Source organism: Prevotella sp. tc2-28, assembly GCF_900107705.1.
In the GTDB taxonomy this organism is placed as follows: Bacteria; Bacteroidota; Bacteroidia; order Bacteroidales; family Bacteroidaceae; genus Prevotella.
In genome coordinates, this window is sequence record NZ_FNRE01000007.1 from 1 (window position 1) to 21,050 (window position 21,050).

At 48.4% G+C, this 21,050-nt stretch carries 17 protein-coding genes and 1 tRNA gene; 6 read left to right on the forward strand and 12 right to left on the reverse strand.

What is annotated here, in order from left to right:
- Positions 1 to 342: 342 nt before the first annotated feature.
- Positions 343 to 1,176, forward strand: a complete 834-nt coding sequence (gene ispE, locus BLU47_RS07485) for a 4-(cytidine 5'-diphospho)-2-C-methyl-D-erythritol kinase (protein WP_091960624.1) — start codon at positions 343 to 345, stop codon at positions 1,174 to 1,176.
- Here ispE and BLU47_RS07490 read toward each other — a convergent pair.
- From BLU47_RS07490 to pyk, 3 genes are all read right to left on the reverse strand, one after another.
- Complete coding sequence (locus BLU47_RS07490) at positions 1,162 to 1,764, reverse strand: Crp/Fnr family transcriptional regulator (RefSeq protein ID WP_091960627.1); 603 nt, start codon at positions 1,762 to 1,764, stop codon at positions 1,162 to 1,164. The two genes, ispE and BLU47_RS07490, sit on opposite strands and share 15 nt — an antisense overlap.
- A 41-nt stretch (positions 1,765 to 1,805) precedes the next feature.
- Entirely contained in the window at positions 1,806 to 3,587 is a 1,782-nt protein-coding gene (gene lepA, locus BLU47_RS07495; protein WP_091960630.1) for a translation elongation factor 4, read from the reverse strand.
- A gap of 76 nt (positions 3,588 to 3,663) precedes the next feature.
- The gene (gene pyk / locus BLU47_RS07500; protein WP_091960632.1) at positions 3,664 to 5,100 is read right to left on the reverse strand and encodes a pyruvate kinase; all 1,437 of its coding nucleotides are present in this window, start codon (positions 5,098 to 5,100) and stop codon (positions 3,664 to 3,666) included.
- A gap of 148 nt (positions 5,101 to 5,248) precedes the next feature.
- On the opposite strand from pyk, the gene BLU47_RS07505 reads away from it, so the two are divergent.
- From BLU47_RS07505 to BLU47_RS07525, 5 genes are all read left to right on the forward strand, one after another.
- Positions 5,249 to 5,524, forward strand: a complete 276-nt coding sequence (locus tag BLU47_RS07505; protein ID WP_091960635.1) for an HU family DNA-binding protein — start codon at positions 5,249 to 5,251, stop codon at positions 5,522 to 5,524.
- A 230-nt stretch (positions 5,525 to 5,754) separates the two neighbouring features.
- On the forward strand, positions 5,755 to 7,335 hold the full coding sequence (locus BLU47_RS07510; protein ID WP_091960638.1) for an Rne/Rng family ribonuclease: 1,581 nt from the start codon (positions 5,755 to 5,757) through the stop codon (positions 7,333 to 7,335).
- 18 nt (positions 7,336 to 7,353) lie between these two features.
- The gene (locus BLU47_RS07515; RefSeq protein WP_091960640.1) at positions 7,354 to 8,538 is read left to right on the forward strand and encodes a glycosyltransferase family 2 protein; all 1,185 of its coding nucleotides are present in this window, start codon (positions 7,354 to 7,356) and stop codon (positions 8,536 to 8,538) included.
- Positions 8,539 to 8,630: 92 nt separating this feature from the next.
- Positions 8,631 to 9,884, forward strand: a complete 1,254-nt coding sequence (locus BLU47_RS07520; RefSeq protein WP_091960643.1) for an ATP-binding response regulator — start codon at positions 8,631 to 8,633, stop codon at positions 9,882 to 9,884.
- A gap of 18 nt (positions 9,885 to 9,902) precedes the next feature.
- On the forward strand, positions 9,903 to 10,958 hold the full coding sequence (locus BLU47_RS07525) for an endonuclease/exonuclease/phosphatase family protein (protein ID WP_091960645.1): 1,056 nt from the start codon (positions 9,903 to 9,905) through the stop codon (positions 10,956 to 10,958).
- Positions 10,959 to 10,992: 34 nt separating this feature from the next.
- Here BLU47_RS07525 and BLU47_RS07530 read toward each other — a convergent pair whose 3' ends face one another.
- From BLU47_RS07530 to BLU47_RS07570, 9 genes are all read right to left on the reverse strand, one after another.
- Positions 10,993 to 12,642 (reverse strand): alpha-amylase family glycosyl hydrolase, encoded by a 1,650-nt coding sequence (locus BLU47_RS07530; RefSeq protein ID WP_091960648.1) that lies wholly within the window; start codon positions 12,640 to 12,642, stop codon positions 10,993 to 10,995.
- A gap of 12 nt (positions 12,643 to 12,654) precedes the next feature.
- Complete coding sequence (gene fabD, locus BLU47_RS07535) at positions 12,655 to 13,542, reverse strand: ACP S-malonyltransferase (protein WP_091960651.1); 888 nt, start codon at positions 13,540 to 13,542, stop codon at positions 12,655 to 12,657.
- 66 nt (positions 13,543 to 13,608) lie between these two features.
- Positions 13,609 to 13,682 (reverse strand) — tRNA-Arg (locus BLU47_RS07540).
- 107 nt (positions 13,683 to 13,789) lie between these two features.
- The gene (locus BLU47_RS07545; protein WP_176780496.1) at positions 13,790 to 14,803 is read right to left on the reverse strand and encodes an iron ABC transporter permease; all 1,014 of its coding nucleotides are present in this window, start codon (positions 14,801 to 14,803) and stop codon (positions 13,790 to 13,792) included.
- Positions 14,796 to 15,917, reverse strand: a complete 1,122-nt coding sequence (locus tag BLU47_RS07550) for an ABC transporter substrate-binding protein (protein WP_091960653.1) — start codon at positions 15,915 to 15,917, stop codon at positions 14,796 to 14,798. The genes BLU47_RS07545 and BLU47_RS07550 overlap by 8 nt, the downstream gene beginning before the upstream one ends.
- Before the next feature lie 4 nt (positions 15,918 to 15,921).
- Positions 15,922 to 16,662 (reverse strand): DUF4465 domain-containing protein, encoded by a 741-nt coding sequence (locus BLU47_RS07555; RefSeq protein WP_091960656.1) that lies wholly within the window; start codon positions 16,660 to 16,662, stop codon positions 15,922 to 15,924.
- A gap of 33 nt (positions 16,663 to 16,695) precedes the next feature.
- Positions 16,696 to 17,748: a hypothetical protein gene (locus BLU47_RS07560; protein ID WP_255402119.1), complete on the reverse strand. Its 1,053-nt coding sequence runs from the start codon at positions 17,746 to 17,748 to the stop codon at positions 16,696 to 16,698.
- Between the two features lie 59 nt (positions 17,749 to 17,807).
- Complete coding sequence (locus BLU47_RS07565; RefSeq protein ID WP_091960661.1) at positions 17,808 to 18,971, reverse strand: YncE family protein; 1,164 nt, start codon at positions 18,969 to 18,971, stop codon at positions 17,808 to 17,810.
- Positions 18,968 to 20,980 (reverse strand): TonB-dependent receptor plug domain-containing protein, encoded by a 2,013-nt coding sequence (locus BLU47_RS07570; protein WP_369796971.1) that lies wholly within the window; start codon positions 20,978 to 20,980, stop codon positions 18,968 to 18,970. Before BLU47_RS07570 ends, BLU47_RS07565 begins: the two co-directional genes overlap by 4 nt.
- Positions 20,981 to 21,050 lie beyond the last annotated feature (70 nt).

Here is a 21,050-nt window from a genome sequence, read left to right on the forward strand (position 1 = left end):
TTTGCATTGTCAATAGGAACGATGGATTTTGAGCGCAGGGCACCAAAAATTTGTTTTCAGGCCTGACAAAATTTTCTGCCTGCCCAGAGCGTAAAAAAGTAGTCGCGAATGGAGACAACAACCAATAAACAATAACTAAAAAAATTAACAAAAACTAAACTAAGAGGAGACAAGAATTATGGGAATGAAAGTAAAAGCTGTAGAGAAACTACTGAAGTTTAACAAGAATGAGAACGATCCCGGTGCCTGGCACTACCTCTGACCTTCGGTCTTAGGTACTCACGCTCGAGAAAACTCAAAATTCTTTTGGTTTTCTTCTCACTTATTCGTACCTTTGTCGACATGATAACATATCCGATAGCGAAAATCAATTTGGGACTGAACGTGGTGGAGAAGAGAAGCGACGGTTACCACAACCTGCAGACGGTATTCTACCCGGTTCCCGTCAAGGACGCACTGGAAGTGCAAGAAATGGACGAGGGGTTCCCCTCAGAGGTGGACTGTGACCTGAAAGTGACGAACATCGTCATTGAGGGCGACGAGCAACGTAACCTGGTGGTAAGGGCTTATCAGCTGCTGAAGGAGGACTTCCCCACCCTGCCCCGTATTCACACTCACCTGTGGAAAGGTATTCCGACACAGGCAGGCATGGGTGGCGGTTCGAGTGACTGTGCTTTTATGATTACCCTGCTGAACAGGATGTTCCATCTGGGCTTGACAACGGAGCAGATGGAGGGCTATGCCGCCCGGCTGGGTGCCGACTGTGCTTTCTTCGTAGCGAGTCGTCCGGCGTATGCAGAGGGGATTGGTGAACGGTTGCAGCCCATTGCGCTGGACTTGAGCGGATGGCATATCGCTGTGGTGCGCCCCGACATCCCGGTGCCGACGAAGGAAGCTTTCTCGCGCATCCGTCCGCACTATCCGCAGATGAACTGTCGCGAGGCGGTGATGCTACCGGTGGAGACGTGGAAGGAGACGCTGGTCAACGACTTCGAGGAGAGTGTCTTCGCCCTGCACCCCGAGATAGGTGCCGTGAAGGATGAGCTATACAAAATGGGCGCCACCTATGCAGCCATGTCAGGCTCAGGCAGCGCCCTATTCGGACTCTTCAAGGAACGGCCTGCCGCTGTGGAACAGGCTTTCCCGGGTATGTTCAAGCAATTACTTGTCCTCTAGCAAGGCAGAGGTGCGCACGCGGCTGAGCGTCTCGGGCGTCATCTGCAGATAGCTGGCTATATAGACCAGCGGAGCGCGCAATACCAGTTGCGGTGAGCGCTTGACGAGTTTGGCGTAACGCTCGGGAGCAGACTCGAAGCGCAGCATGTCGGCATGTATCTGCGAGATAATGAGCGACTCCTCGAGAATTTTACGGTAAAGCATCTGGATATTGACATTGCGCACAGCCTCATGTTCCAGACGCGACTTAGGCATGGCATAGATAATGGTGGGCTCGAGGGCCTGTATCTGCTGGCGACTCGGCTCTTCCTTGAAGAGGCTCTCGATGCACATGCAGATGGTGTTCTCCGTAGCCATGTATTCGGTCAGTTCTTTTCCATTCTTATAATAATACTGGCGCACCAATCCTTTGACGACCCAGTAGATGTTCGTACACACATCACCTTCCTTGAGGATAATCTCGCCCTTGGCGAACTTCATAGGCACAAGGATGCTCTCCAATACGTCGAGCTCTTCGTGAGTCATCGTACTGTAGCGTCTGGCAAGCTCTCTTGCCACATCGCGCGTTGTCAGTCCAATTGTTGTCATAGTCTTTTTATGGGGGATTTTAGTTTTATAAATAGAATTTTCTAATCCAACTTGAGAACAGCGAGGAAGGCTTTCTGGGGCACTTCCACATTGCCAATCTGCTTCATGCGCTTCTTGCCTCTCTTCTGCTTCTCAAGCAGTTTACGCTTACGGCTGACATCACCACCATAACACTTGGCGGTAACGTCCTTGCGCACCTGCTTCACCGTCTCACGGGCAATGATCTTGGCACCAATGGCTGCCTGGATGGCAATGTCGAACTGCTGACGTGGAATGAGTTCCTTCAGTTTCTCGCACATACGGCGCCCGAAGGTGACGGCATTGTCCTGATGGGTAAGTGTGGAAAGCGCGTCGACAGGCTCACCATTGAGCAGAATGTCGAGCTTGGCAAGTTTCGAGGGACGGAACGAATCGATATGATAGTCGAACGAGGCATAGCCCTTCGAAATGCTCTTCAGCTTATCGTAGAAGTCGATGACGATCTCGCCCAGCGGCAGCATGAAACGCAGCTCAACACGGTTGCCCGAGACGTATTGCTGGTCGATGAGCTCGCCGCGCTTGTCGAGGCAGAGGGTCATGATAGGTCCGATGAAGTCGGCTGCCGTGATGATGCTGGCCTTGATGTAAGGTTCCTCAATATGGTCGATCATCGTCTGGTCAGGCAGTCCGGAGGGGTTATGCACCTCCTTGACCTCACCTTGCTTGGTATAGCACATATAGGTTACGTTGGGCACGGTCGTGATCACGTCCATGTCGAACTCGCGGTCGAGTCGCTCTTGCACAATTTCCATGTGCAGCAGTCCGAGGAATCCGCAACGGAATCCGAAGCCCAGCGCGATAGATGTCTCGGGAACGAACGTCAGCGAGGCGTCGTTGAGTTGCAGTTTCTCGAGTGATGCACGCAGGTTCTCGTAGTCGACGGGGTCGATGGGATAGACACCGGCAAAGACCATCGGCTTGACTTCCTGGAATCCCTCAATGGCTTTCTGGCATGGGTTCTGGATATGGGTAATGGTGTCGCCCACCTTGACTTCCTTGGCATTCTTGATGCCCGAGATGATATAGCCTACCTCGCCGGTGCGCAACTCCTTACGGGGTATCATGTCCATTTTCAGCACACCGACCTCGTCGGCAACATACTCCATTCCGGTATTGAAGAACTTCACCTTGTCACCCTGGCGGATAACGCCGTTGGTAATCTTGAAATAGGCGATGATGCCGCGGAACGAGTTGAACACGGAGTCGAAGATGAGTGCCTGCAACGGGGCTTGCTCGTCGCCCACGGGATGCGGGATGCGCTCGACAACCGCATTGAGGATGTCCTCGACACCCTCACCGGTTTTGCCTGACGCGCGCAGGATGTCAGAACGGTCACAGCCGATGAGCTCGATAATCTCGTCCTCCACCTCGTCGGGCATCGCACTGGGCATGTCAATCTTGTTGATGACCGGAATGATTTCCAAGTCGTTGTCGATAGCCATGTAGAGGTTTGAGATGGTCTGCGCCTGAACGCCCTGTGTTGCATCGACCACCAGAAGGGCTCCCTCGCAGGCTGCGATGGAACGGCTCACCTCGTAGGAGAAGTCGACGTGTCCCGGGGTGTCGATGAGGTTCAGTATATATTTCTCACCATCCTTCACATATTCCATCTGGATGGCGTGGCTCTTAATAGTGATGCCGCGCTCACGCTCGAGGTCCATGTCGTCGAGCATCTGCCCCTCGGTCACCTGTATCGTCTTGGTGAACTCGAGCAGACGGTCTGCCAGCGTGGACTTTCCGTGGTCGATATGTGCGATGATGCAAAAGTTTCTTATATGATTCATGCTGGATTTATGCACAATTTGCTGCAAAGGTACAAAAAAATTCTAATTTCCTTGCCTCTTTGACATTTTTTTTGTTTTACAGCTTGGGCATGTGGAACTGGTAACCCTGTTCGAAGACCTCCTTGACGGTGTTAATTTCCAGGAATTTGGTGGCGCCGCCCATGCCGATATTACCACTGAGGTAGGCTATCTTATCGTCCAGTTCGACATAGCCTTTCTGACGCAGCATGCGAACGGCCGCCTGGAAGAGTTGCTCGCTGGAGATATGGTCCTTCTGGAAAACGGGGATGACGCCATACGACAAGTTGAGCAGGCGTTGCAACTTGTCGTTATAGCAAATGGCAAGAACGGGGTGCGGACCGCGGAAGGCAGCCAAGGAACGCGCCGTAGTGCCTGTGGTGGAATCGGTGATGATGCCCTTCACGCCGAGTTTCTCGGTAGCTTCAATAGCACTATGCGCCATAAACTCACGGATATCGCAGTCGGGCGACAGGGCGATATCAATAGGATTGACGGCACGGTCGCGCTCCGCCTGTTCGGCAATAGACGCCATGGTGCGAACAGCCTCGACAGGATACTTTCCGCTGGCTGTCTCGCCGGAGAGCATCAGGGCGTCGGCACAGGAATAAATGGCATTGGCGATATCGGTCACCTCGGCACGCGTAGGACGCGGATTGTTGATCATGGTGTGCAGCATCTGAGTCGCCACAATGACGGGTTTCTTCTTCTCAACACACTTGCGGATAATCTGACGCTGGATGCCAGGGATGCGCTCGATGGGCACCTCGATACCCAGGTCGCCACGGGCTATCATAATACCGTAGGAGGCATCGATGATTTCGTCGATATTGTCGACACCCTCCTGGTTCTCTATCTTTGAGATAATCTTGATGTCGGAGTTATAAGCGTCCAGAATGGCCTGAACGGCACGCACATCAGCTGCGGAGCGCACAAAGGAATGGGCGATGAAGTCGATGTCCTGGTCAATGGCCAGCATGATATTCATACGATCCTTGCTGGTAAGCGCAGGCAGCGCAATATGACGGCCGGGCACGTTGACACTCTTATGCGAACCCAGCACACCGTCGTTGGTAACCTTGGCGATGACCGAGGGCCCGTTGATTCCGATGATTTCCATGTCGATAGCACCGTCGTCAAACAGCACATGATCGCCTTCCTGCACGTCGGCAGCAAAGTTCTCGTAAGAGAGGTTGACGATGTCGTGCGTAGAGTCGACTTCCGGTCGTCCGAAGAGCTTGACGACGTCGCCGGCCTTATAACTGATAGGGTCGGCACAACCGGTTGTTCGCACCTCGGGACCCTTGGTGTCGATAAGAATACCAATATGGCGACTAACCTCGCGCACGTTCCTTATTATATTCTTTATACCTTCCTCTGAGGCATGAGCGGTGTTCATCCTGACTACATTCACCCCTGCATTAAACAACTGACGTATGAATTCCACATCGCAACGGCGATCACTGACAGAGGCTACAATTTTCGTTTGTTTCATATCTATTATGTGCTATTTTAGACTGCAAAGTTACGAAAAATATATTTTTTTAGAAAAAAAAGCAGATAAAATTTCTATATCTCACTGAAAAACAGTATCTTTGCAGTCCGAAAATGAAACATAGACAATTAATAATCATATAGAGAATATGACAAAAGCAGATATTATTGAGAAAATCACCGAGGACACCGGCCTGCCCAAAAAGGATGTTGCAGCTACTGTTGAAGCCTTTATGGAAGAGATTCGTAACGCAATGTCCGTCAAGAAGGAAAATGTCTATTTGAGAGGATTTGGCACTTTCAACATCAAGCGTCGTGCACAGAAGACTGCGCGAAACATTTCGAGAAACACGACCATGGTGATTGCCGCTCACGACTTCCCTGCATTTAAGCCCGCCAAGAGCTTTATCGAGAAAATGAAATAATAGAAATTCACATTTTAAATATTTAAGTATTATGCCAAACGGAAAGAAAAAGAAGGGCCACAAGATGGCTACTCACAAGCGTAAGAAGAGACTGCGCAAGAATCGTCATAAGAGCAAGTAAATTACTTGCCTAAACGGCGCAGAAAGAAAAAAAAAAATTGAAAGGAGTGTTGTCGAACAATCGGCACATTCCTTTTTGTTTTAAAACACCTAAAATCAGTTAGTTAGAAATGACAAGTGAAGTAATCATTGATGTCCAGCCGAAGGAGATTTCCATCGCCCTGCTCGAAGACAAGAACCTGGTGGAATACCAGAACGAGAAGCGCGAAGAGGCTAACTTCTCGGTAGGCAACATCTATCTTGGCAAAGTGCGCAAACTCATGCCAGGACTCAACGCCTGCTTCGTAGAAGTAGGTTCCGAAAGAGATGCTTTCTTGCACTATCTGGACTTAGGCACTCAGTTCTGCTCTTATGAGAAATACCTGAAACAGGTACAAAGCGACAAAAAGAAACTTTATCCCATTTCGAAAGCGACCAGACTGCCCGACTTGCCCAAGGAGGGAAGCGTGGCAAACACACTGAAACAAGGTCAGGAAATCTTAGTACAGGTGGTCAAGGAACCTATCTCGACAAAAGGTCCACGACTGACCTGCGACCTCAGCTTTGCCGGACGATACATGGTGCTCATACCCTTTGGCGATAAAGTATCGGTTTCATCAAAAATCAAAAAAGGCGAAGAACGCACCCGACTGAAACAGCTCGTGCAAAGCATCCGACCCAAGAACTTCGGCGTCATCGTACGTACATCGGCCGAAGGAAAACGGGTTGCGGAACTGGACGCTGAGATGAAGATTCTGGCTAAGCGATGGGATGACGCCATCAGCAAAGTACAGAAAGCCACCACGACGCCACAACTCGTATTCGAAGAGACAGGACGTGCCGTAGCACTGCTGCGCGACCTGTTCGACCCGACCTACGACGGCATTTACGTGAACGACGAAAGCATCTGCCAGCAAGTACGGGACTACGTAACCATGATTGCGCCAGAGAAGAAGGATATCGTCAAGTTGTACAAAGGAACGGTACCCATCTTCGACAATTTCAACGTGACGAAGCAAATCAAGTCGTCATTCGGACGCACCGTGAACTACAAACGCGGAGCGTACCTCATCATCCAGCACACGGAAGCAATGCACGTCGTCGACGTAAACTCGGGAAATCGTACGCGCGCCGAAAATGGTCAAGAGGCCAACGCACTCGAGGTGAACCTCGGTGCTGCCGACGAACTGGCTCGCCAGCTGCGACTGCGCGACATGGGCGGCATCATCGTGGTCGACTTCATCGACATGAACCTGGCTGAAGACCGCCAACTGCTCTATGAACGCATGTGCAAGAACATGCAGAAAGACAGAGCACGCCACAACATCCTGCCACTGTCGAAATTCGGACTGATGCAGATTACGCGTCAGCGCGTCAGACCAGCCATGGATGTCAACGTAGAAGAAACCTGCCCCACCTGCTTTGGAAAGGGGAAAATCAAGTCGTCAATCCTGTTCACAGACCAACTGGAGAGCAAAATTGACCGCCTAGTCAACAAGATAGGCATCCGCAAGTTCTATTTGCACGTTCACCCCTATGTAGCCGCCTATATCAACCAGGGGCTCATGTCGCTGAAACGCAAATGGCAAATGAAATACGGTATGGGCATCCGCATCGTACCGTCGCAGAAACTGGCTTTCCTGCAATACGAGTTCTATGACAAAGACCAACAGTTCATCGACATGCAGGAAGAAATAGAAACCAACTGTTAGACACTAAAACCAACAGCCATGACAACACTGAAGGCTCTTTTCTGGATATGCGCATTCATCGTATGCTATACTTATCTGGGCTACGGAGTGTTGCTGTGGCTGTTGGTTAAACTAAAACGCATCTTCAAGGGCAAGGCACCTCAACAGACGCTTCCCGACGAAGACGCCCTACCCCACGTCACCTTCCTCGTCTGCGCCTACAACGAGCAAGACATGGTTGACATGAAGATGACCAACACCTTAGAACTGGATTATCCCAAAGAGAAACTACATATCATGTGGGTAACGGACGGATCGACTGACAACACGAACGCCCTTCTACAGCATTACCCGCAGGTAGAAGTCGTCTACTCCCCGGAACGCAAGGGAAAGACGGCCGCCCTGAACCACGGCATCAGCAAGGTGAAAAGCGACATCACCATCATGACTGACGCGAACACCATGGTCAACAAGGAAGCCGTCAAGGAAATCGTACGCTGCATGCAAGACCCACAGGTGGCATGCGTTGCCGGCGAGAAAAGAGTCAAGGCCAGACAGGACGGACAAGGTGCCGCAGAAGGAGAAGGACTGTACTGGCGCTACGAGAGCACGCTGAAACGGCTCGACGCAGAACTCTATTCCACGATGGGTGCTGCCGGAGAACTGAACGCCATTCGCACCCGCCTGTACCACCCCATGCCTGAGAACACGCTGCTGGACGACTTCATGATGTCCATGCGCATGGTGGACGAAGGTTACCGCATAACCTACACGCCAAAAGCTTATGCCATGGAATATGGATCAGCTAACCTAGTGGAAGAGGGAAAACGCAAAAGACGCATCGCGGCAGGCGGACTGCAGAGCTGTTGGTGGTTGCGAGGCATGATGAACCCGTTGCGCCAACCCGTGGTCGCCTTCCAGTTCGTATCGCACCGCGTACTGCGCTGGACCATCACCCCTTTCGCCCTCATGGCGCTCGTCCCAATCAACGTCCTACTGGTATTCATGAACGCGGGAAAAATCTATACAATCGCGTGGGCGCTACAAATACTTTTTTACGTTGCGGCATACTTCGGCTATCGCATGATTTTGAACAATCGCAAGAACAAAATGCTATATGTTCCTTATTATTTTCTATTTATGAACCTCAACGTATTCAGCGGAATACGATATCTGGCAACCCATAAAAACGGAGGAAGTTGGGAGAAAGCACAAAGAGCCTAAAAAAAATATTAAAAAGTTTCGTCGTTTGATATTTATTTGTTATTTTTGCATCGGCATAATTATTTTTTTTGGAGACTAAGGAAATACACATAATGGATTTAGACGAAAAAGAAATCCTGCTACAGAAACTGGCAGAAATCAATGCAAAGAAAGTTACTGCAGAAACAGAGCTGGAGATTGCCCGAAAGAAACTGGCAGAATACGAAGAAAAGACGAAGAAAGCTGAGAATGCGAGTCGCATGAAATCTCTCTTCCTCGCCAACATGAGCCACGAAATCCGCACTCCCCTAAACGCTATCGAAGGATTCTCAAGAATCATGGCAGAGACGGATTCTGCTGAAGAGCGCATGAAATACATGGAAATTGTTGAAAGCAACAACAACCGACTGATGGCGCTCATCAACGAGATTCTCGACCTCTCACGTGTGGAAGCCGGCGAACTGACCATCAAGAAGGGCATGACTGACTTGAGCGAGCTGTGCAAGAGTCTGAAGATGATCTTTAAGTTCCGCTGCTCAGAGGGCGTTGACCTCATCTGGACGCAACCGAACATGAAGGTGACGCTGAATACTGACGTCAACCGACTCACGCAGGTATTCTCCAATCTCATTAGCAATGCGCTGAAACACACCACAAAGGGAAGTATCACCTACGGATACCGACTAATCAACGACGGTCAGGAGGTAGAGTTCTTTGTTTCTGACACAGGAACAGGCATATCACCTGAGGACCAAAAGCATATCTTCGAAACCTATGTATCACGCGACGCAGAAAAACAGGCCGGATACGGACTGGGACTGGCGCTGTGTAAAATCATCATTGAGAAGATGAAAGGTACCATCTCGTGCAACTCCAAACTGGGTGAAGGCTCAACATTCCGCTTCATTCTGCCTTTCGAAGGTACAATTGGAGGCATGTCAAAGAGCAGGAGTATCACCACCACCAATTCACGCACTATCAGAGTCAGCACGAAGACTGACGTGCAGAACGCACCGCTCATTCTGGTTGCCGAGGACGAGGACAGCAACTACGAACTGGTACGCATCGTATTAAACAAACGCTACAGACTGCTGCGTGCCAGAAACGGTATCGAGGCTGTTACCTATTGCGAAGAAGAACATCCCAAATTGGTTCTGATGGATATTCGTATGCCAGATATGAATGGACTGGATGCCACCCGTATCATCAAGGAGGTAAACAGTCAGATTCCCATCGTTGCACTTAGTGCTTATGCCTTCGACGAGAACATCAGAGAAGCCAAAGAAGCTGGCTGCGATGAATTCCTTGCCAAGCCTTTCAGGGTAGAAGACCTCTTGGATTTGGTTCAGAAATACGTTAAAGAATAAGACTCACACATCATAAACATGGGAAAATTAGCCGTATACAAGTATATGTCCATGATGTTTCTGGTGATACAAGTTGTAGCAACTGTATTCACCATTGCCGGACTCTACGGAGGTGACGTCACTCCAATAGGCAACACTGCTAGATCAATGCTGGTCTACATCCTGCCCGTCATGATTGGAATTAACATATTGTTAGCCATATACTGGTTGGTACGAAGACGCTGGCTTTTTTTAGCCATACCTGTCATCACTATTGCCTGCTGTATACCTTATATCGGCACGCTCGTCCAGTTCCGGTCGCTAGCCAAAGATGCTGACGCCACAAATGGGCTGAAAGTAGCCTCATACAACGTAGCGCTCTTCGGAAAAGAGACGTCAGGATTCATGGCACAGGACATCTTGGCTGAGATGCGCCGTCAGAAAGTCGATGTCCTCTGCATGCAGGAGTACAGCAATATCAGCGGTGACAAGAAGAATTCGGATTCTTACAAGGAATATTTCCCTTATATGGCAAAAGGGCGCGAAGACATGGTTATCTATAGCCGACACCCCATCAAAGCCAATAAGACGATTCTCTTTGACTACACTAACAACAGTGCCATGTGGGCAGACATTGACGTCAAAGGAAAGGAAATACGCGTATTCAATATCCATCTGCAAACAACAGGAATCAACAGGACCCTGCATCAGGCTGCAAAACTACAGAACCAGGATTATGACGTTAGCAACAGCCGCGTCCTCAGCGCTATCTTCGGAAATTACACGATGGGCATGTTGTTCCGTTCTTCACAGGCAAACATCGTAGCCAGTGAGCAGCGTGCGTCAGAAAAGCCCGTCATCACCTGTGGAGACTTCAACGACGTGCCCTACTCGTACGTCTACAATACGGTACTAGGGAACATGGTTGACGGCTTTAAGGAATGCGGAAGCGGATGGATGCACACCTTCAGAGGGAAGAAAGCCGTACGCATCGACTACATCTTCCACTCTTCCTCGCTCAAAGGACTTTCCTATTATATTTCAGACTTGACTTATTCCGACCACTATCCTGTATTTATGAAGATAGCCCTGTAAAACACAGGGCTATCTTTCTATTCCAGAGCGTCTATCAAATCTTTACTTTCCAGACACGTCCGCTTCTGGCATTTATTTCCATGCGGACGGCGCCATCTTTCTTCATGTTCACCGCCAACTTCTCCTTGGTCAGCAAATCGACAGCAATGGCTTTCTTCTCTTTCAGCTGAAGATAGTCGAAAGCGTGAGCAGGAATGTGCACATCAATCGTAACGTCAGCATCGTCAAAGTTCACTGCCACAAGCAGTAACTCGCCCTGCGTATAGCGCAAGAAGGCATATTGACGCTGCAAATCGTCGTTCACATACATCAGGTCAAAGAAAGCACCATCGCTGATGGTTTTCTCCTGACGAGCTATCTGCATCGTCTTCACATGGATGTCGTAAAGCGCCTTTTCTTCATCTGTCAACTGACCATTGGCGGCACGACACAGGGTGTCAACACTCCAATAGTCGAAAATGGTGGTGCGACCATCACGACCACTGAATCCCTCACTGTCCATTCCTCGCTCACCATATTCCTCGCCGGCATACAGCATAAAGGGATTCTGTTGCATCAGCACGGAAGCAAGCATTCCAGGAACGCCCTTGCTGCCGTCAGCAGCAAAGAAATCACTGGCGACACGCTGTTCGTCGTGGTTCTCAAGGAAGTAAAGCATGTGGTCACGGATGTCGTCAGTCTGCTGCCAGGCCTGACTGATTGCATGCGAAGAAGCATGATGGCAGATAACATTACGCATCGTATCATACATTCCAACCTTGTCGTAAAGCCAATCGAAACCAGAGGCTAAATAGTGACGATACTCATTGGGATTGTAAACCTCACCGACAAAAACGATTTTCTTGTATTTCTTCTTGACAATGGTTGTTGCATACTGCCAGAATTCAGCAGGTACCATCTCTGCCATATCGCAACGGAATCCGTCAATGCCCTTCTTGGCCCAGAAAAGGAGGATATCAGTCATCTTCTTCCAGGTGTCAGGAATGGGATCGAAATAACCTATACAGCCAGCATAATAATCTACGCCATAGTTTAATTTCACCGTCTCGTACCAGTCGTTCATCCCTGGAGCATTATCAAAATGATCATTACCTGTAGCCTTGGCGGGCTCTTCAAAATAGGGTTCTGACGCGCCTTGAGACAAGTCGAAATAGGGAGCAAAACGCTCGCCTGGACAATAATAGAAATTATTCTGTGGATCAAATCCATGTTCCTGGTTATCCATCTCACCCAAATCCTTTACCTTCTTGGGCTTACAGACTGAGTGATACTGGCGAGCCACATGGTTTGGCACAAAATCGATGATCACCTTCAGTCCGGCTTCATGAGTACGTGCCACCAATTGCTCAAACTCATCCATACGATGATTAACATCGACTGCCAGATCTGGATCGACATCGTAATAGTCGGTAATGGCATAAGGCGATCCAGCACGTCCCTTCACAATGGCAGGATGCTGACGAGGAATGCCGTAGGCCGTATAGTCAGTCTGAGTGGCATGGCGAATGACACCTGTGTACCACACGTGGCTGACACCCATTTTCTTGATATCCTTCAACACCTCCGGCGTGAAATCCGCCAACTTACCACAACCATTTTCGGCAATCGTACCATACTCGTTGCGAGAAAGGTTGCGATTGCCGAAAAGACGGGTAAATATCTGATAGATAATTACTTTTTCCATCAACAAAACAGTTTAGGCAATGCCATGAGCACTCACCTCTTTGTTAATCTTGGTGATCATTCCCTGCAAAGCCTTGCCAGGTCCACACTCCGTGAAATCGTCAGCACCATCTGCAATCATGTTCTGAACACACTGGGTCCAACGAACGGAGCTTGTCAGCTGAGCAATCAGGTTCTGCTTGATTTCTGCTGGATCAGTATGGGGTTTGCCGTCAACATTCTGATATACAGGACACTTGGGCGCCTTGATTTCGGTCTTCTCAATAGCGGCTTGCAACTCATCCTTGGCGGGCTGCATCAAAGGAGAGTGGAACGCACCGCCGACCTTCAAGGGCAGCGCACGCTTGGCACCAGCAGCCTTAAGCTGCTCACAAGCTTCGTTGATAGCCTCAACATGACCAGAGATAACCAACTGGCCCGGATTATTATAGTTAGCACAAACCACAATATTTCCCTCACGGTTGATGTTTGCACAAATCTGTTCTACCTGCTCGTCAGGCAAACCGATAATTGCGGCCATTGTCGAAGGCTGAGCCTCGCAAGCTTTCTGCATTGCCATAGCACGTGCGTACACCAACTTCAAACCGTCTTCGAACGAGAGCGCACCTGCAGCAGTCAGTGCAGAGAACTCACCTAATGAGTGACCTGCTGCCATCTTAGGATCAAAGGCGTCACCCAGACAGATTGCACTGATCACTGAGTGCAGGAAAACAGCAGGCTGAGTAACCTTTGTCTGCTTCAAATCCTCATCGGTTCCTTCAAACATAATGTCTGTAATGCGATAGCCTAAAATCTCATTGGCTTTCTCAAACAACTCCTTTGCTTTTTCATTCGTGTCGTACAGGTCTTTGCCCATACCAACAAACTGTGCTCCCTGACCGGGAAAAACAAATGCTTTCATATCTTTTCTATTTCATTTTATAAAAAAAGAGACGCCCTCAATTAAAGTTCGTCTCTCTGCTTCTTGTGACTCCCGCGGGATTCAAACCCACAACCTTCTGATCCGTAGTCAGATGCTCTATTCAGTTGAGCTAGGGAGCCTCATTTCCTTTAAGCGAGTGCAAAGGTACGCACTTTTTATGTAACAGCCAAATATTTCTGCAACTTTTTTAGAAAAAAGTTTGTTTTTCGTCTAAATCGTAACTTTTTTATGAATTATTTCCTCTGATAATGACATAAATGATAACTGGAGCGCCAATTAACGGTGTAACCGCATTTAGGGGAATCACCCCGTTCTCTCCTGGCAAAACACAAAGCAATGAGCACGTCAGCGCAACAATGCTTCCCATGAGTATCGTAGCCGGTAACAAAGAACGGTGGTTGTCGGTACGAAGCAATAGTCGGGTGATATGCGGAACCGCAAGACCTATAAAGGCCACTGGTCCACAGAAAGCAGTAACGATAGCTGTCAACAAACCTGTCACTATCAACAGCCAATTGCGGACACGGATAATATTGACGCCCAGATTCTCTGCATAACGATCACCCAACATGAGCGCATTGAGGGGTTTGATAAGCAATACACTGCCCAACAGTCCTGCCAGGGATACGACAGCAAATGTTGGCATCATTCTTATTGACACGCCTCCAAATGATCCCATACCCCAGACCATATACGACTTCACACCCTCGTCGGTAGCGAAGAAATTGAGCAGCGAGATGGCCGAATTAGAGATATAACCGATCATAATGCCAATAATGAGCAACATCACATTATTGCGCACTAATGTAGAGAAGAAGAAAATGATGGCCATTACTGTCATTGCTCCGACAAAGGCTGCAAGCAACACGGCAACGAAGCCTGACACACTGACGGAGCCTGCAGAAATACTACCCCCAAGCAAGAGCATAACCAGTGCAACACCCAATCCTGCACCACTGTTGATTCCAAACACGCTAGGACCTGCCAACGGATTACGGAAAGCCGTTTGCAGCATAAGTCCGCTAACCGCCAAGGCACCTCCGGCCAACGTTGCCGTGATAGCTTGAGGCAGTCGTGACTCCAAAATGATGTATTGCCACGAAGGTTTCACTTCTTCACCTGACAAAATACGCAAGGTGTCGGACATTGGAATAGTGACCGATCCCACCAGGATATTCAGTGCGAAGAGCACCATAATCACCAGGCTCAACAATATACAATATGCTGTTCCCTTACTCACGTAGTTTCTGATAATAACGCAAAGGCGGCAGATTCAGTATGTCAGGATGCAGAATTTTAATGAAATCGGTAAGCAGCCAGTCGGGACGGAAAGGTGCTTCCTCGTAGAACAATGACAACTCTACATTACACCCATAAGCCTGCTTCTGACGGAAAGCCTTGAACTGACCATAGCCTTGATGCTCGTTGAGGAGTTCGCGATAGGTGATGAGGTGATCGCTGCTAAAACGGAACAACCAGACATCGCACTCCCCTGCCCTCTCCAACACCGTTTCGAAAGGCAACGAAACACTACCGCTATGTTCGTCGGAAGCCCACGGATATTGGCTCTGGGCATCGCACAGCATCTGACCGATGGTGCTACGCCCACCTGGAACATACCACACAGAGCCTGTCACCTTGTCCAAGACTACAGAAGGCTGAACTTTGGAGGTCTTTGCCAATGCCTTGAGCGACTGATAACTGCTGTCGACCACAGCAAACAGGCTGTCGGCACGCGCCTCGCAACCAAAGAGCATGCCATAGAAGCGCATCCACTCGGCTCGCGCCAAGGGGGTGGATTCCATATACTCTGCACACTCTATCAGCGGGATGTCGATGTCCTCCAGTTTACCATAACCACCGCTATTCTCAAAAGGTGAGAGGAAAATGGCATCAGGATGCTGGTCGATGAGTTTCTCGACAACAGGGCTCATGGCATCGCCACAATCGCTGATGCGACCTTTCTTCACTTGCTCGTGGATATAAGGCACCTTGATATATTTCAAATCGGCCACTCCGGCAATACAGTCTTCCCGATGCAGCATCTGAATCAGGGCACAGTGAACCGTGGTGAACACCACGCTGCGCTTCAACGGTGTGCGGATAACGGTGCCTTGGGGCATGGCGGAAGGCAAGGCTGAATCGGACGGGACAAGGAGGTAGCGATGGAGCACCTTACCCTCGTGCCACGGGTTCTGCAAAATGGCTTCCGTATAACCAGGATGATGTACAACGGTCAGCTTCTGGGCATATTTGAAAGGAATAGTGTCGCCACCGTCCTGTTGTGCAGTGGTTTGTCTGCCACAAGACGATAGCAACACTAACGTGAGTATTAGATAAAAAAGCTTGCGCATTTAATTATTTCATGATGGTCAGGTCATCAATACACATGTAGGCAGGAGTTGTCAGACCATAGGCATTGTTCTTGGTTCCAGAGAAAACAAAGCTCAACGAGACAACCTTGCCCAGACTGCTCAGGTCAGCCCATTGCCAATCCTTTACATAAGAACCATTAGCAGCCAGTTCGATATCGACAGAAGCCTTTGTTCCGTCAGCCTTTATTCCAGTCACAGTGCACTTCAGCCAGTCAGAGGGCTCAAACTTGCCAGGAGTCATTCCATCACCATTCAGAATAGCATCAACAGTCCAAGCGTTGTTGGTATAGAAGAAGCCCTGAACATAAGCACCGCCTTCGATGTCGATCGTTTCACCGTAGGTCTGAACTACGCAGAAGTTCTTGCCAGTATAAGCCTTACCTGTGATGTTGTTGTACTGGTCAGGAGTCATCGTCTTATAGGTGGTCTCCGTACGGTTGGATATGGCATAACCCGTCCAACTTGACCATGCGGGAATGAAATTGGTGTTGAACGTAACACCTGCCTCCTGATACTTGCAGGCGTATGCATCAGAACCCCAGCTTTCATATTTCGTACCACTCTCGTCACCACTCCAGTATCCGTCACTGTTGAGTTTCTGGTTTTCAAATGAAATCACGCTGACAGTATAAGCCTGAGAACCTGCGTTATCTTCATTTGAACACGATGTAAACGCTGCGCCGCAAACAAAAGCAGCCATTAAAAATAATTTGTTTGTTTTCATAATGTTTTTGTTTTTTGTTAAAAAATAAGTTGTTTATTGTTTGAAAAATTTCTTTCCGTTACGAATGTAAAGGCTTCCACGTTTGGGCTGGCTTACAAGTTGGCCTTGGAGATTGTAGCAGGGAACGTCGGTATTTTCTGCCGAGCGTTGTTCACTGATACCAGCTATTGCCTGACGGATTGATTCAAGAGAAGCCTCCAAATGAATGTCAGAAGCACCCTGTATTTCCGTTGAGGTCTCACCCCACCAGTTTGGTTGTGGACACTTTTGGTTCAGCCCCGTATAGACACGTACAAAGTCTACAAAGTCAAGACTAACAGGTTGGCGTTTCTCGTCAACAGCCCATCCGATATCAATTCCACATTGCTCATAATTGTAGGAAGTAGCATCAGCAGGATCAGTGAAGTTAGGCATATTATCAGCATATCCATAGCGGAAGCCTACTAATACATAATAATAGGCACTATAACTTTGATCTACTCTCGTCGAAAGGTCAAGCATATTATCCGGCAAACGGGTTCCACGGAAAGTCAGTCCGTCTGGAAGCCATAGGGGATAATACTCCTGAGGGTGCCAAGCGTTAACCCGGTCGATCGTGCCCGTATTCCCATGGTTATCAGTCCAAGGAATATCACCCATCGGATTTTTCCGATAGGTTACCTCATAGTCATATATCACCTTGCCAACACTATCCACATCGCAACTGCCACTGATCTCATACCACGGATCGTCAGGCAATCCATTTCCATTCACGTCCTTCGAGACCATCACGATGCCAGCCTCGTTCATACCTCCTAATACCAGATTACGGTTCTCCTGATACGCATTTCCCATAATATAGATATCGCGCTCACCCTTCACATTAGCTATGGAATGGTCAAAGTGAAATGTGATATAGCCTCCCCAACCGCCTAATGCCACTAGATGACGCTCGTTGTTAGCAAGACTCTCCGTACACTTACGCACCATTGCCGAAGCATCGTCTCCTTCTTCATATTCCGGAGCATCGTTAACAAACTGTCCAGGGGCAGGCACATACTCATCAACTGCCTTGATATAGGGAGAATGCGTTGTTACATTATCCATACGTTGAGCCTGAATGGTCAACGTAACCATAAAAACTGAAAATATAATAATTCTTTGCTTCATTTTACTCGTTTTGTTAAGAATACAGCATGAGCGGGAATATCACCCGTGCGTACTTTATAATCGAAAGAACCATCTGCCTTGAAGTGCAGCAGTTCGCCACTAGACACAAAGTTCTTTGCATCCATCAAATAAAAATCCCGACGGGTTGGATGTACGATGATGCCATAAGGCTGGCGTATCTTTGCCAGTTCTGCGGCATTTGACAGACTATTGCAGACCACTTGATGCGTACGAACGTTAATAATGCCATTATACAAGTGAGTTTCCTTCGTTTCTTCACTCCATTGGCTTCCATAGAAGTACAGCGAGTCACCAACGATACATAGGTCACTGACTGGCACTTCGATGGTACCGATTTTCTGCATTTGTCCATCGGCATTTGGAAATAGCCAACTGATGGTTGAAGAGGAACCATAATAGTCGCCTCTCGAGGTCACCCACAACTGACCATATCTGTCTGCCCGACAGCGGTGCAGATTGACAGCGACGTCAATCTTTCGTTCTTCAGTAAAGGTATTCAAATTGATTACACTCACCGTGCGGTCATAGTCGGGAGCACGATAGCCTCCGCTATTGGCAACATACAGTTTATCATCGATAACAGCCATTTCCTCTGGTTGATAACCTACTGTAATCGTGGCGACTGTTTTCAACGTCAGCGTGTCTATTTTATAAACCTGACCCAATGGTGCATCTTGACTGACATTGACAGGTCCGACATATGACGTGACATAAGCATATCCCTTATGAAATGCCACATTTCGACAGTTTGGAACATCGACTTTACCTATCTTCACGGCATCACTTGCCCTCAGCACTTCCACTTTGTTCGAACAGTTGACAACCAACCATAAGCGTGAGCCGTAAATCTGTGCATCGTTACCCACATCGCCTAATTCCTTTACCTCGTTAGGATTGCGCTCGGCATAAATATTACGGAGATAATGAATGGTCCCATCCTGAGACGACAAATCCAGATAATCGAGAGTACACTTGTTAGAGCCCATATTACCTTCGCAAAGGACATACATACCCAGCACTTCAGTTTGCTCGGTTTTGACGCCGGTGTCTTCGTCTTCCATATAGACGACATAGTCGTCAGTCCGACAACTGACAAGACTGAACAGGGTCACTATATATATAATAATGTATTGCTTCATATTTTCACGTCCAGCGTTATGCCATAGTTGCGTTTGGGCATCGGGTAGTTTAATATCACATCATAATCCTGCGAGAACAGGTTGTTCACTTCCAACATTAGCCGCCATCGCGTTTTCATCATAGGCCACTGATAGGCCAGCGACAAATCGCTAGTGTACCATGGCTGCATATAGTTGTATTTTATGTTCTCTTGCTGGTTGTATCGTTCACCAGCATAGATAAACGAGTAGTTCAGATCCCATCCGTAATACTGTATGTTAAGGATGGCTGAGCCCGAATGCCAGGGAATATAGGGAATCTGATGCTCGTAGTATGCATCTTGGGGATTAGTCACGTCACGCGCTTGCTGGTAAGTATATTGCAATCGGCCCGTCACCAAAAGCCCTCGAACAGGTACCAACGTCAGTTCTGTTTCGACATCAACGCCTTTGATGTGTACTTTGCCCAAATTCAGCATCGTCCAACGGAACTGCTGTCCCTTCGGGTATGCTACAATCTTATCGTGCACACTGTTGTAGTAAGCATCAGCCTGTATGTGGAAAAAGCGCACCAGTCCGCTATTCCACTCATGATCATAGCTCAGTCCCGCATTATATTGCAGGGTTGTTTCTGGCGTGAGCAACGCATTGCCCATATCAGTATAATAAAGATCGTTGAATGTCGGCATGCGGAAACTCTTCTTGGCATACAGCCGAAGAGAGAGTTCGCGTGAAGCAAAGGGATAGACGTTTAGGAAGAAAGCAGGCGTATATGCTACTTTCGAGGGTTGCGACAAACCACGCCGGATATGGTCTTTTACTGTTGTCATTAGTATCGAGCCTTGTGCTTTCAACCAATTCAGATTGACGGCTGTTGCTAGTGAGAGGTAATTACTGTATCTTTCCGGATAGACGAACTGGCGCATATCTGCATCCAATTTATTCCACCGGAAGTCGTAGCTCAGAGAGGCACTCCATTCGGGCAAAATCTGATAGACATTTGAAGTCGAGAAATAGAGTTCTTGCTGCTTGTAAGTATTGTCAACCATCAATAGGGTGGTATCTCGGTTCACATATCGCGTGTTATAATAAGCATATTTTGCCACTGCTTGCGTGGTGAATCGCTCTCCAAAGCTCTTTTGGAAACGTCCCTGCAAGAATGTGTTATGATCCCACTGGCGCTCTCCTCTTCGCCAGACATTGTTTACAATAGCTCCTGGGATGCCGCGTTCCGAATGATAAGTATATACCTTGAATTTCCAGAATCCTTCATCTACTATACCGTGCAAGTTACCTTCCGCCCTTACTGACCAGATATCGCCATTCTGTCGAATGGCTGTTGTGTCGTAAGCTACCGTCCCATCTTGTTTCTTTCTACGATAGCGGAACTTATACTTACCGCTGGAAGTCAATACTTCTGCCGACAATGACGACGAAACACGTCGACTTAATCGCTGCTCCCACAAAGTCGAAAAGCGGAACAGGTCACTTGACCCATATTTAGCCTTCAGCTGGAGGTTATAATTCTTCCCCTCACGGAATCGGGGCGCACGCGTCCGGATATACACCGAACCTGCATGACCGAAGTCGCTGGCAGGCTGAAGCAGTGCACTCTTTTGTCCATTGAATAGTGTAATTTCTTCGACATTGTCCAGCGAAAATTGTCCCAAATCTATCTGTCCGTTCTGTGCATTGCCTAGTTCTATTCCATCGTAACTGATGCCAAGGTGGTTGGTTCCCATCGAACGAATATTCACCGTCTTGATACCACCGACACCACCATAGTCTTTCAACTGCAAACCAGAGAAGTAGCGCAAAGCATCTGCCACACTGTGTGACGACAGTTTCTCCAACTGCTCTCCCGTCAACGTCTGCGAAGGAATTACCTCTTTATGGTTATAGCGAGCAGTAACAACGACCTCATTCACATGCTGAATGCTGTCAAATCGGCTACGTTGTGGCTGTTGTGCCCATAAGCCAGAGACCGTCAAAAACATGACAACAACTATCGTAACTGCTCTATTCTTCATTTCTAAAAAAATTGGGAGACATACTGTCTCACGACATAAGTCTCCCGGACTTATATAATAATACACGTAT

Bases quoted from the DNA above. Each gene is read 5' to 3' on its own strand.
- BLU47_RS07570 (WP_369796971.1), bottom strand. From the start codon at position 20,980: ATGAAGAATAGAGCAGTTACGATAGTTGTTGTCATGTTTTTGACGGTC.
- BLU47_RS07555 (WP_091960656.1), bottom strand. From the start codon at position 16,662: ATGAAAACAAACAAATTATTTTTAATGGCTGCTTTTGTTTGCGGCGCA.
- lepA (WP_091960630.1), bottom strand. From the start codon at position 3,587: ATGAATCATATAAGAAACTTTTGCATCATCGCACATATCGACCACGGA.
- BLU47_RS07530 (WP_091960648.1), bottom strand. From the start codon at position 12,642: ATGGAAAAAGTAATTATCTATCAGATATTTACCCGTCTTTTCGGCAAT.
- pyk (WP_091960632.1), bottom strand. From the start codon at position 5,100: ATGAAACAAACGAAAATTGTAGCCTCTGTCAGTGATCGCCGTTGCGAT.
- BLU47_RS07510 (WP_091960638.1), top strand. From the start codon at position 5,755: ATGACAAGTGAAGTAATCATTGATGTCCAGCCGAAGGAGATTTCCATC.
- BLU47_RS07490 (WP_091960627.1), bottom strand. From the start codon at position 1,764: ATGACAACAATTGGACTGACAACGCGCGATGTGGCAAGAGAGCTTGCC.
- BLU47_RS07515 (WP_091960640.1), top strand. From the start codon at position 7,354: ATGACAACACTGAAGGCTCTTTTCTGGATATGCGCATTCATCGTATGC.
- BLU47_RS07520 (WP_091960643.1), top strand. From the start codon at position 8,631: ATGGATTTAGACGAAAAAGAAATCCTGCTACAGAAACTGGCAGAAATC.
- BLU47_RS07550 (WP_091960653.1), bottom strand. From the start codon at position 15,917: ATGCGCAAGCTTTTTTATCTAATACTCACGTTAGTGTTGCTATCGTCT.
- BLU47_RS07565 (WP_091960661.1), bottom strand. From the start codon at position 18,971: ATGAAGCAATACATTATTATATATATAGTGACCCTGTTCAGTCTTGTC.
- BLU47_RS07505 (WP_091960635.1), top strand. From the start codon at position 5,249: ATGACAAAAGCAGATATTATTGAGAAAATCACCGAGGACACCGGCCTG.
- BLU47_RS07560 (WP_255402119.1), bottom strand. From the start codon at position 17,748: ATGGATAATGTAACAACGCATTCTCCCTATATCAAGGCAGTTGATGAG.
- BLU47_RS07525 (WP_091960645.1), top strand. From the start codon at position 9,903: ATGGGAAAATTAGCCGTATACAAGTATATGTCCATGATGTTTCTGGTG.
- fabD (WP_091960651.1), bottom strand. From the start codon at position 13,542: ATGAAAGCATTTGTTTTTCCCGGTCAGGGAGCACAGTTTGTTGGTATG.
- ispE (WP_091960624.1), top strand. From the start codon at position 343: ATGATAACATATCCGATAGCGAAAATCAATTTGGGACTGAACGTGGTG.